This window comes from Arthrobacter sp. N199823 (assembly GCF_002929705.1).
GTDB lineage: Bacteria > Actinomycetota > Actinomycetes > Actinomycetales > Micrococcaceae > Specibacter.
The window spans coordinates 135,870-150,995 of sequence record NZ_PJIN01000004.1; the positions used below are offsets into that span (position 1 = coordinate 135,870).

Sequence of the window (15,126 nt, forward strand, 5' to 3'; positions counted from 1 at the left end):
GACATGTACGCCGTCGACCTCGATCTGCACTGTCCGGACAATGCCTTGGGCACACAGGTAAATCTGGCCAAAGCTGGTGTCACGGGAACGTCCTACTGAACCTTGGCTAAGCCGGCCGACACCTGCTTCAGCTATTGCTGCGGAACTCCACGGGTGTGAGAAAGAGCAAAAGTAGTCGGCTAGGATCTTGTGATGGCTACCCTCATGACCCCCAATGTAGATTTCCACTCCTCCTGGCTGGAGGCTGCCGTTGAATTTGATGGCGTCCACCGGGATGGTGGCGGTGGTGAGGATTGGTCATTGGATGACCTTCGGGATCCGCTGCACTTCGAGCGATTCGTTGACGAACTTCTTGTAGCCGCACTACCCGAGAGCCCACGGAAGCCTGGCTATGTGACGTGTACCTATCTATGGATCGTTGAAGCAGATGTGGTGCTTGGTTCCCTAGCCATCCGCCATGAGCTCAATGATTTCTTGCTGAATGAAGGCGGGCATATTGGATACAGTGTGCGGCCATCCGCGCGCCGCCAAGGTCACGCGGCCCAGGCATTGAACGACGCCTTGCCGATGGCCCACGATCTGGGGATTTCCCAGGTTTTGGTCACCTGCGATGAGGACAATGCCGGTTCCCGGGCCACTATTGAAAAGAATGGCGGCGTCTACGAGGACAGCCGAAAAGGTAAGCGGCGCTACTGGATCAACAACCGCTAATTTATTGTCCTCCTTGCCAAAAATCACTCATAGTTCCCGGCAGCAGCCCTAACCATGAGCCAGTCGTAACGCTCAAAAGTGTGTCAGAGCTGTCGGCTCCAAGCGACTTCACGTCCGAGCTGCCCAGTTTCTGTAAACAATTGAACTTGGTGTGTTGAGGCAAGTGCATCCGCAAGATCCTTCGTCGCAGCCAGCGTGAACCCGACTTTCTGCCAGAACGGGCCAGACCTGCGGCTAAACAGCCAAGCCTGTTTGGCGCCAGCCTCGACAGCTCGTTCCATCGCGAATTGGGCAAGTTCCAGCCCAATTCCTACCTTACGACGAGCCGGATCAACGGCAACGCTTCGGATAAGGGCATGCTCGCCGTCGACGCTGCTTTCATATCCAGTCGTGGCGAAGATGTGTCCCTCCGTTTCATCCCGCGAAATCCACAAGTGCACCGAGGCTGAATCGAGTCCACTTAACGTGAGGTCAGCGATACCCAGGAACTCTGAAATCTCGGCCATATCGGTACCGGTTGCGCGTGCAAGCTTGATCATGCGTCAACGGTATCCACCCTGTGTCGGAAACTCGAAATCTGCAGGAAGCGGCCGCAATCGATCGAGTACTCCTCATTCAAGGAACCCTCACCGGGCGAAAAAAGCGGTTGGTTGCCAAGGTGACCGGAATTGGCAAGAGGTGAGCAGCTCATTGGAAAGCTAACGTCACAACGCTGTCGGAGCTGTCGCCAATCCTGACCGGGACAGGATTTCGTCGACCTAGGCTTGCTCTGCCAACCGTTTGATCCTGACGATCGCTTCCGACCACATGTCGCGCATGTCGTCGGCCCATTCGTCAGGCACCTCGAGCTCGACGACGAGGGTCGTCACCCCGTCGGTCTCGCTGAACGAGTAGCTCTCGTGTAGCCCGACGGCTGGCCCTTCGCGGTTCTCGACGCCTTTCTGAATATCGCCGAGATAGCGGATCAACAGGAACTCGTGGGTCCGGTTCTCGATAATGGAGCCGAGGAGACCGCTCGCCGTGCCGTCGTCGTTCGGACCGAGGAAGCGGATCTCGTCGCCCTCGTTCCAGCCGCCCTCGTAGGTCGACCCCTCGTTGAAAGCACCTGTCCATTCGCGGTATGTGTCAAGGTCGAGCATGACGTTCCAGACGTGCTGCGCAGGAGCGTTGACATCGACGCTGAATAGAAGATTTTCCATGGTCAATTGTAGGCCGAGGCGCCCTGACGGCTCAAGGACCACGTACAGGGCCGGTTCGTCTACGAGACCCACAACTCCGCGGTGTGGATTGAAGCGATCGTAATCTGCACAGCGGTATTAGCTATCGCTGTCTGGTACACGATTCCAAATGGATGACGACGCCCGTCACGTCGGGCCGAAAACTTGCCTTCCCAAAGATCTCACCAACCATGTCCACGGGATGAAACTGTCATTTGGCCACCGTTAGTTCGCCAGCTGCGGTCAGGGGAGCGAGATCTCAGTCAATTCCAGAGAGGCTGTAGGTCACGCCTCGGAAGGAAACACAATCGCTGATGCGTATTGCTGCGCTGCCGTTGTTCATGGTGTCTCGACCATGTTGACAAAGCTCTCCAGACGCAGGGGAGAGACCATCAAATCACCAGCTATTTGATGTGGCCATATCAGGTGGAGCACGGTTGGGCGGACGCAGATCGGATCACCAATGGCACCGGCAAGTTCACTGATGGATTCTGATCCTGCGGCGTTTAGCCGCACAAGTATGGCGGTAGCCGGCGATCCAGCGCAGGTTGGCGTCGTAGAGTGATTTCAACTCGGCGAGTAGCTGATAGCTCCAGCCCACTGATGCGCAAAGCTTGGCCGTGGCATCAAAGACGTCCTCGTGGGCGGGTTTGACCAGGGCGTCGGGACGGACGTCTATAACAACGCCGATGCCATCAACTTGCCGGACAAAGTAGTCAGGTGCGTGGGTCATCTGGGGGAGTGCTGCTGGAAGAGCAATCCTGAAGGGTTGCGAGGCCACGCCTACTACGTCTGGATCAAAGCCGAATCGCATCAGCTGGTCACGTTCGCACCAATACTCGAATCCGACATGGAGCTGGTTCGTGGCACACCACCACAGTCCCGCAAAATTATGTTGTCACTTGTAAGCTGCGGGACGTCGGATCTGGTGAGAGTGCTCCTAGGGGATCATGCAAGAGTCGGCAAGATGACTGGTGATGGGGGCAGAGGAGAATTGCGCCCTGAAGTTCAAGGGCCTGCAGGAACTGCGTGTCCGGCGTTGGCTTCGGACACCATCAAACGGCGTCCCATGCTTCAACTTAGATGACAAGAGACAAAGAGACAGGAAAGTAGCCCCTTCTGAGACCCAGATTCACTTTACTTGACATAATGTAGATTATCGGCGCAATGGGAAGCGATCTAAAAGTAGCGATTTGGGCACGTTTCGCGAGTGCCAAATCATCATCTCATTGCGTATTGCGTGCTGCTGCCTCGCGACATCGAGGCGTGGTCCGGGGTTTCTGGATTGAGGATCCACGGCAGCCTTATCTTTCGCAATGGAAATACTGTCAGTTGTACATTTATCTGTCAGAATCCGCCAGTGATTCTGACAGATAACCCTGGAGAACCTCTATCCAATGCTCACACTGGTCAAGATGGGCATCGTGGCCCGCGCCGAGTAAATCAACGCGAAGCGTCCCGGGCCTGCTCCCGACAAATGCCACCTTCTGTTCCTCGGAAAACATGCCCTTGCCGCCGTACACAACTAGGGATTGCGCCTGCACTGCCGCCCATTCCTGCCACCGCGGCACCATTACGTGACGGATGCAGGACTCCATGATGTCGGCATCGAATCGGGGCCACAGCCCGTCTTCCTTGAGTTCCAAGGCTGCAACCCATGCATCAACAATGGGAGACTCCCCCAGAAACTCCCGGGCTGCCGCCGCGTCGGCAAACGGAACCGGCCAGCTGGCAAAGTACCGGCCCAAGGCAGCAGCGTCATCGGAAGTACCCGAGCCGGCATCGCCCTCCAGCACAACCAGCAACCCAACCAGGTCCGGCCGGGCCGCAGCCACCAGCATGGCCGTATGGGCGCCCATCGACTGTCCCACCAGATGCACCGGCTGCCCAGGACTCACGTGTTCCACCAAGGCAACAACATCCTGCACAAACGCCTCACGCGAGACATCGGCAGGTCGCCTGGTGCTGCGACCGTGCCCGCGCTGGTCGAGGGCAACGACCCGAAAGTCGGCAGAAAGCGCGTTCATCGTGGGGACAAACTCCCCCGCTTCCCCCGCCAGGCCGTGCAGAATCACAACCACGGGACCGGAGCCGCCAGTCAGATAGGCCAGCTCAACGGATCCGCGAACCATCGAACATCGTTCGAACATCAAGCGCCGATGTACGCTGCCAGATGCTGGCCGGTGAGGGTCGCCTTGCCAGCCACCAGATCCGCCGGCGTTCCCTCGAAAACGACAGTGCCGCCGTCGTGCCCGGCACCGGGTCCAATGTCAATGATCCAGTCGGCGTGCGCCATGACGGCCTGGTGATGCTCAATCACAATCACCGATTTCCCCGACTCGACCAGCCGATCCAGCAGCCCCAGGAGCTTCTCGACGTCGGCCAGGTGCAGGCCCGTGGTGGGTTCGTCCAGGACGTAAATGCCGCCCTTCTCCCCCAGGTGCGTGGCCAACTTGATGCGCTGGCGCTCACCGCCGGAGAGGGTGGTGAGCGGCTGGCCGAGCGTGAGGTAACCAAGTCCGACGTCGGACAGGCGGGCGACAATCTTGTGTGCGGCTGGCAACTTGGCATCGCCTTCAGCAAAGTACTCCACTGACGCATCCACCGACATGGACAATACCTCGCTGATGTTCTTGCCGCCCAAGTGGTATTCCAGAACGGCTGCCTGGAAGCGGCGGCCCTCGCACTCCTCACACATGGTGGAGACACTCGCCATCATGCCCAGGTCCGTGTAAATGACCCCAGCACCATTGCACGTGGGGCAAGCACCCTCGGAATTGGCGCTGAACAGGGCGGGCTTGACGCCATTGGCCTTGGCGAAGGCCTTACGGATGGGGTCCAGCAGGCCCGTGTAGGTCGCCGGGTTACTGCGTCGGGAGCCACGGATGGCGCCCTGGTCCACCGTGACAACGCCTTCGCGTCCGGAAACGGAGCCATGGATGAGCGAACTCTTGCCCGAACCGGCCACGCCCGTAATCACCGTCAGCATACCCAGCGGAATGTCGACGTCCACATTCTTTAAATTGTTCTCGTTGGCCCCGCGCACCTCAAACACGCCTTTGTGCGTCCGGAACGAATCCTTCAGCGTCATACGGTCGTCCAGATGTTTGCCCGTCAGGGTGCCGCTGGCTCGCAGGCCCTCGATGGTTCCTTGATAGACAACCTCGCCGCCAGCGGATCCAGCGCGCGGGCCGAGGTCGATCACGTGGTCGGCAATCGCGATGGCCTCGGGCTTGTGCTCAACGACCAGCACCGTGTTGCCCTTGTCGCGCAATTGCAGCAGCAGCTGGTTCATACGGGCAATGTCGTGCGGGTGCAATCCGATGGTGGGCTCGTCGAAGACATAGGTGATGTCGGTCAGGGAGGACCCCAAATGGCGGATCATCTTGGTCCGTTGAGCCTCACCGCCGGACAGCGTGCCGGACGGCCGGTCTAGGGACAGGTAGCCGAGCCCAATATCCACGAACGAGTCAAGGGACTCCCCCAGCGACCCAAGTAGCGGCGCCACCGACGGCTCGTCCAAGGACCGCACCCAGGTGGCGAGATCGCTGATTTGCATGGCGCAGGCATCGGCGATGCTGACGCCGTCGATCTTGGAATTGCGGGCATGTTCAGCCAGGCGGGTGCCTTCACACTCGGGACACGTAGTAAAAACGACGGCGCGCTCCACGAAGGCGCGAATATGCGGTTGCATGGCGTCCACGTCCTTGGCAAGCATGGACTTTTGCATCTTGGGGATGATGCCCTCGTACGTCAGGTTAATGCCCTCAACCTTGATCTTGACCGGTTCCTTGTACAGGAGATCGTGCAATTCCTTCTTAGTGAACTTGCCGAGCTTCTTGTCCATGTCGAAGAACCCGGAGCCAGCGAAGATGCGCCCGTACCAGCCATCCATGCTGTAGTTGGGCACGGTAATAGCGCCCTCGGACAACGATTTGTCGGCGTCAAACAGGGCAGCCAAATTGAAGTCATTGACCTTGCCCATACCCTCACAGCGCGGACACGTGCCGCCGGTGATGGAGAAGCTGCGGCGCTCCTTGACCTTCTCCCCCGCCCGCTCAATGGTCACCGCACCGGCGCCGGAGATCGAGGCGACGTTGAATGAGTACGCCTGCGGAGATCCAATGTGTGGCTGGGCAAGCCGGCTGAAGACGATGCGGAGCATGGCATTCGCGTCGGTCACGGTCCCCACGGTGGAGCGTGGGTTGGCGCCCATCCGCTCCTGATCGACCAGGATGGCCGTGGTTAGCCCTTCCAAAACGTCCACGTCGGGGCGCCCCAGCGTAGGCATGAAGCCCTGGACAAATGCGCTGTAGGTTTCATTGATCATCCGCTGCGATTCGGCGGCGATGGTGCCAAAGACCAGTGAACTCTTGCCGGACCCGGAGACGCCTGTGAAGACAGTCAGACGGCGCTTGGGAATTTCGACGCTGATGTTCTTGAGGTTGTTGACCCGCGCACCCTGCACACGAATCAAGTCATGTTTGTCGGCCGCATGCTGCCCCGTAGTCCTGTAGTTCGCTTCAGCGTCGATGCTCATGGTGCCTCTTTCGTAGGTCTTCGTCGCAGTCCACTTTAGTGCCACGGCCGCATGCCGGAGGAAGGTTGCGTTCTTCATTCCTGCTCGATGTTGTTGGGGATCCTTTTTCGAGCACGACGCCGGTCACTCGCCCCTCCCCTTCGCCCTCTGTGGGCGAATGGGGGCTTCAGTCGAAACGGACAAAGGACCTTAGGGTACCGTCGCCATGTGCGGCCGTTTCCTCGAATCCAAGGGACTCATAGAAGGCCTTCTGCCCGGGTTCATCATCGGTGAGCAGCACCTTTTGGCGCACTCCTGCGTAGCCTTTCAAGGCGTTGAGGGCCAGTTCCCGGCCGATTCCCTGCCGCTGGAAGTCCGGCCGCACCAGCAGGTCCTGCAGGTACCAAATGCTGGCGCCGTCGGAAATGACGCGAGCCAGACCCACCAGGTGATCCCCTGACCAGGCCGAGACAACTTTTGAGGAACCGGCTACGGCAGCAACCAGCATTTCCGGGGAATCCGCGTACCTGCTCCAGCCCACCGCTGCATAGAGGGCCGTGAGCTTGGCGCTGTCGACTTGCCCGCCATCGCTGTACTCGATGTCCTCAACTGCAAACTCCCCACATGGAGAGTCCCCAAGCGTGCCGTCAGTTTCGGCGGGGAGCGCGCGTAGGATCTTCTCCTCGGAGTTCTGGCTGAGATAGTGGGCGTCGCGTTCGTACATCTCGGCATCATCATTTAGTTCAGGTTTGCCGAGCTCCACGGCCTTCTCGCGAGAGAAATCCGCAAGGTCCCACAACCTGATGATGGCAACTCGAAGCACGTCCTCCCAGCTGTCGTCAGACCCGTAGTTGTCCAGAATGAGCTGGACGCGGGCCCGCGCCTGCTCCATCCCCGGTGCGTTCGACGGCGTGTCCCGGGTCAGCGGAACTGCCCTGGTTGCAAAGTAGGCCAGATCCCACAGCCGCGGACCGGGCGAACACATGTCGAAGTCGATGGCGCCGGTGATGCGGCCGTCATGGAAGACATGGTTGTGGGGTGCAAAGTCGTTGTGGCAGATGACTTCGGCGGGAACTTTCGCCGGTGACTGCCACAGCGCCCCGTCCGTACCAAAGCCAACGCTGGCGTCGTGAAGTTGGCGGAGTCGCCGAGCTCCGTCGATGAGGACGGATTCGTGCCACACCCAGTCAGGCAGCGGGTACAGCGGCACCTCCCCCGCAACAAAGCTCAGCCGTTCCCTCCCACCCTCGATGGCGAGCGGCCGCGGGATCCAGTCGATGCCCGCCCGTTCCAGATACTGCAAGTATCGGTGGACGGTTGGTGTCCAGGAGCCCGCCGTACGCAGGACGGTGTTGCCGTCACGCTCCACGGAATTCATGTTTCCGCCGGGCAGGGGCTCAGTCATTGCTTCCTCCTGGGCATAAAAAGTCCCGGGCCAGGTGTCTGACCCGGGCTCCGAGCATACTAGTTAGCGGGCTGGGCCGTTGCCGGATTCTCGATCACGAACAGCTCGCACCGGGCGTTGTAGTACTTCTTGGTCTGCCCTTGATGTTCCATGCCAATACGGCGGCAAACGCTCTGCGAGGCCTCGTTGACGGGGTTGGTCACCGCCACCACCTGCTCCAAGCCAGCGTCAAATGCGTGCTCGAGAACTGCCGTAGCCGCCTCGGATGCGTACCCGCTCCCCCAGTGGTCCGGGTGGAAATGCCAGCCAATTTCGACGTCGTCTGAGACTTGCAGAGGTTCCTCGCCTGAGGCGGGAATTGGCTTGAGCAGCAACGCCCCCACGGGCAGTCCGTCCTCCTTGCGGGTCACGGCCCAAATCCCGTGGATGGGGTGGTCCAAAGCCTTGAAGCGCTCTAGCCGCTCGACTGCTTCGGAGCGGCTTTCCATCACGGCCGGCTCCGTGCCAATGAAGCGCTGCACCACCCAACGGGAGTATAGATCGAAGACAAAGTCGACGTCGGAATCCTGCCATGGACGCAGGGCAAGGCGATCGGTTTTGATTTCAACTGTCATTTATTCATTATGCACGTTCACCGGCGGCCCGCTCATGGGCCACGGATTCCCGGGCGAGTTCAGCCGTAACAAATGCTTCCACGAACGCCGCCCGCGCATCGCGCGGTGACATAGCGAATCGGACGCAGGATCCCGCCGGGCGTATCGCCACTCCGGTAGCCTGCGAGCGCTTGCCCAAGTCCTGGCCGCACCGTGTTGGCACCAAGGGGGCCATGATCGGTGAACTGCTTCTCCGACATTGTCCCCTAGTGCCGGCGTCTCCTGAAGTGCCCCTCCACGAGTTTGCCGTCGCGATGGTGTGGCTGAACCCAGACATCACCATTGGAGGTTTTTGCGACTCTGCCGCTGGCAGAGTTCGTATCGATGATGATGCCGGCCACTGGGCGCAACGCATCGGCACGTTGGCGGTTCGGACCCTCGAAGGCCGATGCCATAAAGGCAATCTCCGCTCCATCAATCCCGCAAGACGCAGCATCCTCCTGCCAGTGCGACACCGCCTCGTTGACCACAGTGATGCGCTCAACGGCCTGGGCCTGTGTGAGCCTGAATTCATCTGCGGCGTCTACGAGCAGACGGATGTCGCGATTGCCTGGATCATCCTGGGGCGTAAGCGGGGTGCTGGAGCGACCGTGGCGTGCCGGGTTCACATCAAAAGACGGAGACAGCCGCCAGCCCGTACTTGTGCGTAACAGACCGTGATTTCGCATGTGATCGTCAATGTTGTTGACCATGGCCAGCATCGCTGCGCGTGTGAATAGCTCGGCCGCATCTTGATCCGGGCTGGCCGAAATGTGGGTGACACGCCTGGCCAGGCTTGCATAGTCGGGGTTCTCAAACTCCTGAATCGCAAAGGCATTCTTGAAGCTCATGTACGGAACACGGGAGCCATCTTGCCGATCGAAACGCTGGGTCAAAAACGCTGATCGCCCAATCCCTAGAGAAACGATTGATGAGGGCTGAACCCTAATTCCTGCACGAGCCTGAAGTTTCATTGCAGTAAGTTCCCACGCGGAAGCATCAATGTTATCTGAGCCCCGGGGGAACTTCGCCATCATCATCTCACCATTCTCACCCCTCACCCATGCTTTAGGCTGAGCACCACCCGGGGACGAGCCAGCGCCGATGAGGCACGCCATCTCATGGTCAATCTCGCCGCTATCCGCAAACCGCTGGGCCGCTTGAGCAAGTGCCTGCAATTCATGGACGCTGGCACGTGCACCCTCACGGGCCAGGAACTCACCATCTCTTCGGAATCGAAGGGCACCCTGCCTAGTCTCATCATCAACGGCAAACAGTCGGTCAATCTCCGTCGACCAGACAATGGGCTTACCGGAATCTTTCGCCTCCATGCGCGCACGGGCGTCCAATAGGTCACGGCCCCACTTGTCCGGGGCTGCATCATCAAAGGCAAGAAAAGTGACCCGATGAGGGGCTGGCGTGTGTGGCCCCCGCTGGAGCGGCAAGTCAGGTGAGATGGCGAATCCTCTACCGTCGGCAAGCCACTCATCCAGGTATGTGAAAGTCAGCGACGGTTTCTGGAAGCCTGCCCGTACCTCCACCACCGCGTTGCCTACATGCCTCTGGTCGATCCACACTTCCACACTCATTGAGTAGTCCTCTTCGCTCGCTTGCGCCCAAGCAGGTGCGCCCTCAACCTCCCCAAATCGGTGCTCAGCGGGTCGGTTGCCTCGGTAATACGACCAGTCAAATTCAACACCTCCGTGACGGCCAAGAAGCTGCCCAGACGCACTCCGGTATCACCGCGTTCAACGCGTCGCAATGTTGGGAGCGAAATGTTGGCCCGTTCGGCCACCAGTTCCTGGCTCAGCCCAAGCAAGATCCTCCACTGGCGCAGGTGATCACCCACGGTCGCCGCGGAATCTTCGTTCAATGATAATGAGGGCTGCATGAACATAACCATACTCCTATGTGGCTATAACCCATATAAAGCAACATGTAAGTAGTTTTATCCTCGCCTCGTGTACGGGTCGAGATCCAGAAACAGACGTGCGGCTTTGCGCTGCTAAGAGAACCAGAAGGGCGCAGACTCTCCCATCTGCACTGGCACCTCTCTCCGCCATCCTCCAGAACAGCGGGAAGGTGAACCCAGCCTTTGCTCCCGGCGAGCGCATCCCTTCCGACTTGAGACAATGGGGGCGGGGATCGGCACAGTGCGTCCCCATCAGCAGACACAGTCAACTGACTCATTCAGCAATCACAGGAGCGCGCAGCATGACATTGCACGGTACGGATCAGCAAGGCTTCACATTGGCAGCACCCATTGAGGCAGAGCAAGCCGGGATCCCCCATGTCTGAGCCGCTGACCATCGACGATGCCTACCTGCGCGCCTCCGTTACCGCGATCTTGACCGCTGATGAACTGCCCGCCATTGTGCAGGCCGGCCACCCCGTCTTGCGCGCCCGCGCCCTGCCATTCACGGGCCAACTCACAGCTCCGGAGCTGGCGCGCCTCATCGAGATCATGACGGCAACCATGCACGCAGCGCCGGGTGTGGGCCTGGCCGCACCGCAGCTGGGCATTCCGCTGCAACTCGCCGTGCTCGAAGATATGTTCGAAGTTTCTCCAGAGAACGCCGCTGCCCGCGATCGTGAACCCCTGGAACACTTCACCATCGTCAACCCGCACTATGAGCCACTGGGCCTCGAGCTGGCCTCGCACTATGAAGGCTGCCTGTCCATGTCAGGCTGGCAGGCGGTGGTTGACCGGCCCGCCGCCGTCGCATTGAGGTACGACGACGAACACGGCACCGCGCGCACCCGCAGGTTCACGGGGTGGCAGGCACGCATTGTCCAACACGAAACAGACCACCTCTTCGGCACCCTCTATATAGACAAAGCCCATACCCGCTCGCTAGCCAGCAACGCCGAATACAGCAAGTACTGGGCCAATCCTGACATTGCCGCTGCGAAGGCCGGGCTGCAATTCTAAACCGGACAGCTTAATCGGGACGGCCCCCACGGCTCCTCCTCAATTGCTCAGCCTGCGAGCGCCTAAGATGAGTCCATGGAAATCTCTGCTGTCAATGCCCTGCTGTGCCCCCATTGCGGATCGGAGTTCTCCACCCCGGACACCAACGCAACGTCGTTGGCGTGCACGTCGGGTCACAGCTTTGACATAGCTCGTCAGGGATACCTGAATCTGCTGACAGGTCACGGGACTAAATTTGTCCCAGATACCGCAGCTATGGTCTCCGCCCGCGATTCCTTCCTTGACGCCGGGCACTATGCACCGCTTGCCCAAGCGCTCGCAGAAACCGTCAAGGAACTCGTGCCCGGCGCTGGCATGATTGTCGATGCGGGGACCGGTACCGGTTACTACCTCCAACAGGTACTGGCCGGATACGCCGAGAATCAGGAGTCAGGGCTCGCGCGTTCGGTCACCGCCATGGGGATGGACATCTCCAAGTTCGCGCTACGCCGGGCCTCCCGGCGCAACCCCGCAGCGCTGAACATTGTGTGGGACCTGTGGCGCGAGTTGCCGCTGGGAGCCAGCACGGCCGACGTCGTACTTGTGGTCTTCGCGCCGCGCAACGCCAGCGAGTTTGCACGCATCCTCAAGCCGGGCGGCACCCTCATCGTGGTCACCCCGCTGGCGAGCCATCTGGCCGAGATTGCCCAAGAGGCCGGCCTATTAGGCATTCAAGAAGACAAGGAAGCTGCGCTCAACCATTCACTCGAGGAGCACTTCACTCCGACGGGTAGCCGCGAGCTCCTTGTTCCTCTGCATCTTGGCCCTGCGGACATTGGCAACGTTGCCCTCATGGGACCGGCCGGTCATCACCTTGACACCGTGGAGCTCGGCGAGCGCCTGGCGCATCTCCCCGAAGAGACGCTGGCTACGGCAGCATTCCGGATTTCCACCTTCACGGCACGCCACCCCTAACGCAAACCTCTAACGCTGAGGCTCGGCCAGTTCTACCTTGGTAGTACGCGAGCTCTTGGCGTGGAGGTCAACGCGCAGCCAGCGCAATGTCACTTGGGTCAGTGGCCCCACACCCAAGGCGAAGGCAGCGGTACCGGCACCCACTACCCCGCCTAGCAGGAAACCGACCACCACAACAGATAGCTCTATACCCGTGCGGATGAGCCACACGGGTCGGCCGGTGACACGAACCAGTCCCGTCATGAGCCCGTCACGTGGACCCGGGCCCAAGCCCGCCCCAATGTACAGCGCCGTTGCAAAAGCGAGCACGAACAAGCCAGCGGCAAAGGATAGGGTTTGCAGGGCCAGGTGCTCGGCCTGCGGAATCAGGGTCAGCCCCACATCGGCGAAGACGCCCACAAGGATGGCATTGGCAATGGTGCCCACTCCCGGGCGCTGCTTCAACGGTATCCAGAACAGCAGAACCACACCGCTGATGATGATGGTGCACAGGCCAAAGGAAATACCCACTGTGCGGGACAGCCCTTGAGCGAAGACGTCCCACGGTGAGGCGCCAATGTTTCCTCGGATCATCAACGCGATGGCAAAACCGTACAGCACCAGCCCTACAAGGAGCCGGACCAGACGGACGGAGAGGTTTTTAGTGGTGATCAGAGACGTGACGAAATGGCGCATGAGTCCATCATGAGAGAAAGTGGCCTTACAACATAGATCCAATTCAACTAATGTGGCGTCATGAATACTTTTGTCACTGGACGCAGGTTGGCTCGCGAACTCGGCGAGTGGCGCAGCAACGCCCCCGCGTACCGGTCACTGGCAGAACGCATCAGGGTCCTCTTGATGGACGGGCGCCTTTCCAGTGGCGCCAAACTCCCCGCAGAGCGGGAACTGAGTCAGGCCCTGGACCTGAGCCGGACCACCGTAGCCGCAGCCTATTCAAAGCTCCGCGAGGACGGATTCCTGGACAGTGTTCGCGGTTCCGGCAGCACCTTGCGCCTGCCAGGCTTGGAACGCGGTGAACACGGCCTGCACCCCGGCCTAACCCTGGACTTCACAAAGGCCACAACTCCTGCCTACCCCGGACTCCAGGCTGCCTACGCGAGCGCTCTGAGCGAACTGCCCCGTTACCTCTCGCATGACGGCTTTGACATGGTGGGGCTGCCGGATCTGCGCGAAGCCATTGCCCAAAGCTTTTGCGACAGAGGACTGCCCACCTCCGCGGATCAGATCATGGTCACCGTAGGCGCCCAACACGCCTTGAACCTGGTTGCCCGGACGCTGTACTCCCCCGGCGAACGCATCCTCGTGGAACAGCCCACGTATCCGCACGCCGTGGACACGTTTACGTCCTTGGGCGCTCGCATACTGGCTTTTCCTGTGCGGCAGGAGTCCGGCTGGGATTTGCAACAGGCACTCCTGCAAATCCGCCGCGCCGCTCCGAGCATGGCCTACCTGATGCCGGACTTCCACAACCCCACCGGCCTGAGCATGTCTATCGCCGACCGCGAGTATTTGGCGGCAGCAGCGGACCGGGAAGGCACTGTTCTGGTGGTGGATGAGACAACTGCCCTGCTGGATATCAGCCGTGGTCCACTGCCACCCATGGCATCATGCTCTCCCAACATCATCACGCTGGGGTCCTTGGGCAAGATTGCCTGGGGCGGGCTGCGGATCGGTTGGATCAGAAGCTCCCGTGAGATGCAGGCCCGGCTCCTGCGCAACCGCCCGGCCGCGGACCTCGGTACCCCGCTCATGGAACAGCTGGCGGCCCTAGCCCTCATGAATGATCTGCCGTCCATGGCAGCAAGCCGGAGTCTGGACCTGCGGCGCGGCCGCGACACGCTGGTGCAGTTGCTTCGTGAGTACCTGCCGCAATGGCAGGTGGACGTGCCCGAGGGCGGCTTGTCATTGTGGATCAACACCGAAACTATGTCCAGTTCTGCGCTTACCCTTGCCGCTCGTGCCGAAGGGCTGGGACTGGTACCGGGTCCCCGGTTTGGCCTCGACGGGGCCTTTGAACGGCATTTGCGGCTGCCCTTTTGTTATAGCAGCGAGCAATTGCGCGACGGTGTGCAGATCCTGAGCTCGCTGTCCGGACAGGTTGGCTCGGAACCGCCAAGAATGCCCCTTCAGGCAGTAATTTAGCCGGAATTTTTCAGCTCAACGTAGTAGGGTCATAGATACGAAATAAGTCCTAAGGGGGACTCAATGCTCGAATGGATCAATGACTTCGGCTGGATCATCTGGCTGACGGTTTTCCTGCTTCTGGCTGTCGCTGAAATGCTGACGTTGAATCTGTATTTCATCTTGATGTCCGTCGGAGCACTCGCCGCACTTGTGGCATTCCTGTTTGGCGCTGAGCTCTGGCTGCAGATTGTCATATTCTGTGTCGTTGCCCTGGCCACAACTGTTCTCATTAGGCCGCTGGCCATGAGCCACCTGCATCGCGGCCCTGCCGATCAACTCTCCAACGTGGAGCGCCTTATTGGTCACTCTGCGGTGGTCTTGGAGACTGTTGGCACCGGCGGCGGACTAGTCAAGATTGGCGGAGACATCTGGACCGCTCGGATTGCCGGGGGTGCCGAGATTCCAGTAGGCGCCAAGGTTGAAGTTGCCGCTATTGACGGGGCAACAGCCATCATCAACCATCCGTCCGCGCACAAGAGTACCGAAACACCCGCAACCACAGCCTAAGCACTTTCGGCGCAAGGACCACACCGCGCCTGCGCGGTGGAGCCATGCACGGATACACGATT

General features: G+C 60.0%; 15 protein-coding genes and 1 pseudogene. 5 read left to right on the forward strand and 11 right to left on the reverse strand.

Annotation, left to right across the window (positions count from 1 at the left end; all coding sequences use genetic code 11):
• The first annotated feature begins 192 nt into the window (after window positions 1–192).
• Window positions 193–711, forward strand: coding sequence for a GNAT family N-acetyltransferase (locus tag CXQ93_RS10870; protein WP_104110449.1), 519 nt, complete (start codon window positions 193–195; stop codon window positions 709–711).
• 83 nt (window positions 712–794) lie between these two features.
• Here the strand turns inward: CXQ93_RS10870 and CXQ93_RS10875 are convergent, their stop codons facing one another.
• The 10 genes and pseudogenes from CXQ93_RS10875 to CXQ93_RS10920 all read right to left on the reverse strand — a co-directional run bounded on the left by CXQ93_RS10875 (window position 795) and on the right by CXQ93_RS10920 (window position 10,375).
• Window positions 795–1,250 (reverse strand): GNAT family N-acetyltransferase, encoded by a 456-nt coding sequence (locus tag CXQ93_RS10875; RefSeq protein WP_104110450.1) that lies wholly within the window; start codon window positions 1,248–1,250, stop codon window positions 795–797.
• A 219-nt stretch (window positions 1,251–1,469) separates the two neighbouring features.
• Window positions 1,470–1,910, reverse strand: coding sequence for an SRPBCC domain-containing protein (locus CXQ93_RS10880; protein WP_146073216.1), 441 nt, complete (start codon window positions 1,908–1,910; stop codon window positions 1,470–1,472).
• Window positions 1,911–2,406: 496 nt separating this feature from the next.
• Window positions 2,407–2,814 (reverse strand): annotated as a pseudogene (locus tag CXQ93_RS10885) (TnsA-like heteromeric transposase endonuclease subunit); the annotation flags it as partial.
• A gap of 454 nt (window positions 2,815–3,268) precedes the next feature.
• Window positions 3,269–4,060 carry an alpha/beta fold hydrolase gene (locus CXQ93_RS10890; protein WP_258068851.1) on the reverse strand — a complete coding sequence of 264 codons (792 nt, stop codon included), beginning with the start codon at window positions 4,058–4,060 and terminating at the stop codon, window positions 3,269–3,271.
• A 17-nt stretch (window positions 4,061–4,077) separates the two neighbouring features.
• Window positions 4,078–6,468 (reverse strand): excinuclease ABC subunit UvrA, encoded by a 2,391-nt coding sequence (locus tag CXQ93_RS10895; protein ID WP_104110660.1) that lies wholly within the window; start codon window positions 6,466–6,468, stop codon window positions 4,078–4,080.
• A 166-nt stretch (window positions 6,469–6,634) separates the two neighbouring features.
• The gene (locus CXQ93_RS21260; protein WP_308470620.1) at window positions 6,635–7,852 is read right to left on the reverse strand and encodes a GNAT family N-acetyltransferase; all 1,218 of its coding nucleotides are present in this window, start codon (window positions 7,850–7,852) and stop codon (window positions 6,635–6,637) included.
• Between the two features lie 59 nt (window positions 7,853–7,911).
• The gene (locus CXQ93_RS10905; protein ID WP_104110454.1) at window positions 7,912–8,466 is read right to left on the reverse strand and encodes a GNAT family N-acetyltransferase; all 555 of its coding nucleotides are present in this window, start codon (window positions 8,464–8,466) and stop codon (window positions 7,912–7,914) included.
• Between the two features lie 7 nt (window positions 8,467–8,473).
• On the reverse strand, window positions 8,474–8,680 hold the full coding sequence (locus tag CXQ93_RS20660) for a hypothetical protein (RefSeq protein WP_181036128.1): 207 nt from the start codon (window positions 8,678–8,680) through the stop codon (window positions 8,474–8,476).
• Between the two features lie 31 nt (window positions 8,681–8,711).
• Window positions 8,712–10,073, reverse strand: coding sequence for a type II toxin-antitoxin system HipA family toxin (locus CXQ93_RS10915; protein ID WP_104110455.1), 1,362 nt, complete (start codon window positions 10,071–10,073; stop codon window positions 8,712–8,714).
• Window positions 10,070–10,375: a helix-turn-helix domain-containing protein gene (locus CXQ93_RS10920; RefSeq protein ID WP_104110661.1), complete on the reverse strand. Its 306-nt coding sequence runs from the start codon at window positions 10,373–10,375 to the stop codon at window positions 10,070–10,072. The genes CXQ93_RS10915 and CXQ93_RS10920 overlap by 4 nt, the downstream gene beginning before the upstream one ends.
• A 399-nt stretch (window positions 10,376–10,774) precedes the next feature.
• Between CXQ93_RS10920 and CXQ93_RS10925 the strand changes: the two genes are divergently transcribed.
• Both CXQ93_RS10925 and CXQ93_RS10930 read left to right on the forward strand, forming a co-directional pair.
• On the forward strand, window positions 10,775–11,416 hold the full coding sequence (locus CXQ93_RS10925) for a peptide deformylase (protein WP_104110456.1): 642 nt from the start codon (window positions 10,775–10,777) through the stop codon (window positions 11,414–11,416).
• Window positions 11,417–11,491: 75 nt separating this feature from the next.
• Window positions 11,492–12,370 carry a putative RNA methyltransferase gene (locus CXQ93_RS10930; protein ID WP_104110457.1) on the forward strand — a complete coding sequence of 293 codons (879 nt, stop codon included), beginning with the start codon at window positions 11,492–11,494 and terminating at the stop codon, window positions 12,368–12,370.
• A 9-nt stretch (window positions 12,371–12,379) separates the two neighbouring features.
• On the opposite strand, the gene CXQ93_RS10935 is transcribed toward CXQ93_RS10930, so the two are convergent.
• Window positions 12,380–13,045 carry a YitT family protein gene (locus tag CXQ93_RS10935; protein ID WP_219817348.1) on the reverse strand — a complete coding sequence of 222 codons (666 nt, stop codon included), beginning with the start codon at window positions 13,043–13,045 and terminating at the stop codon, window positions 12,380–12,382.
• A 60-nt stretch (window positions 13,046–13,105) separates the two neighbouring features.
• Between CXQ93_RS10935 and CXQ93_RS10940 the strand changes: the two genes are divergently transcribed.
• Window positions 13,106–14,515: a PLP-dependent aminotransferase family protein gene (locus CXQ93_RS10940; protein WP_104110458.1), complete on the forward strand. Its 1,410-nt coding sequence runs from the start codon at window positions 13,106–13,108 to the stop codon at window positions 14,513–14,515.
• A gap of 63 nt (window positions 14,516–14,578) precedes the next feature.
• Entirely contained in the window at window positions 14,579–15,064 is a 486-nt protein-coding gene (locus CXQ93_RS10945; RefSeq protein WP_104110459.1) for an NfeD family protein, read from the forward strand.
• Window positions 15,065–15,126: the final 62 nt, after the last annotated feature.

What these genes read in the sequence shown, in the direction of transcription:
- CXQ93_RS10875 (WP_104110450.1), bottom strand. Translation starts at nt 1,250, where the DNA reads ATGATCAAGCTTGCACGCGCAACCGGTACCGATATGGCCGAGATTTCA.
- CXQ93_RS10915 (WP_104110455.1), bottom strand. Translation starts at nt 10,073, where the DNA reads ATGAGTGTGGAAGTGTGGATCGACCAGAGGCATGTAGGCAACGCGGTG.
- CXQ93_RS10905 (WP_104110454.1), bottom strand. Translation starts at nt 8,466, where the DNA reads ATGACAGTTGAAATCAAAACCGATCGCCTTGCCCTGCGTCCATGGCAG.
- CXQ93_RS10880 (WP_146073216.1), bottom strand. Translation starts at nt 1,910, where the DNA reads ATGGAAAATCTTCTATTCAGCGTCGATGTCAACGCTCCTGCGCAGCAC.
- CXQ93_RS10925 (WP_104110456.1), top strand. Translation starts at nt 10,775, where the DNA reads ATGTCTGAGCCGCTGACCATCGACGATGCCTACCTGCGCGCCTCCGTT.
- CXQ93_RS10895 (WP_104110660.1), bottom strand. Translation starts at nt 6,468, where the DNA reads ATGAGCATCGACGCTGAAGCGAACTACAGGACTACGGGGCAGCATGCG.
- CXQ93_RS21260 (WP_308470620.1), bottom strand. Translation starts at nt 7,852, where the DNA reads ATGACTGAGCCCCTGCCCGGCGGAAACATGAATTCCGTGGAGCGTGAC.
- CXQ93_RS10920 (WP_104110661.1), bottom strand. Translation starts at nt 10,375, where the DNA reads ATGCAGCCCTCATTATCATTGAACGAAGATTCCGCGGCGACCGTGGGT.
- CXQ93_RS20660 (WP_181036128.1), bottom strand. Translation starts at nt 8,680, where the DNA reads ATGGCCCCCTTGGTGCCAACACGGTGCGGCCAGGACTTGGGCAAGCGC.
- CXQ93_RS10890 (WP_258068851.1), bottom strand. Translation starts at nt 4,060, where the DNA reads ATGGTTCGCGGATCCGTTGAGCTGGCCTATCTGACTGGCGGCTCCGGT.
- CXQ93_RS10870 (WP_104110449.1), top strand. Translation starts at nt 193, where the DNA reads ATGGCTACCCTCATGACCCCCAATGTAGATTTCCACTCCTCCTGGCTG.
- CXQ93_RS10940 (WP_104110458.1), top strand. Translation starts at nt 13,106, where the DNA reads ATGAATACTTTTGTCACTGGACGCAGGTTGGCTCGCGAACTCGGCGAG.
- CXQ93_RS10945 (WP_104110459.1), top strand. Translation starts at nt 14,579, where the DNA reads ATGCTCGAATGGATCAATGACTTCGGCTGGATCATCTGGCTGACGGTT.
- CXQ93_RS10930 (WP_104110457.1), top strand. Translation starts at nt 11,492, where the DNA reads ATGGAAATCTCTGCTGTCAATGCCCTGCTGTGCCCCCATTGCGGATCG.
- CXQ93_RS10935 (WP_219817348.1), bottom strand. Translation starts at nt 13,045, where the DNA reads ATGCGCCATTTCGTCACGTCTCTGATCACCACTAAAAACCTCTCCGTC.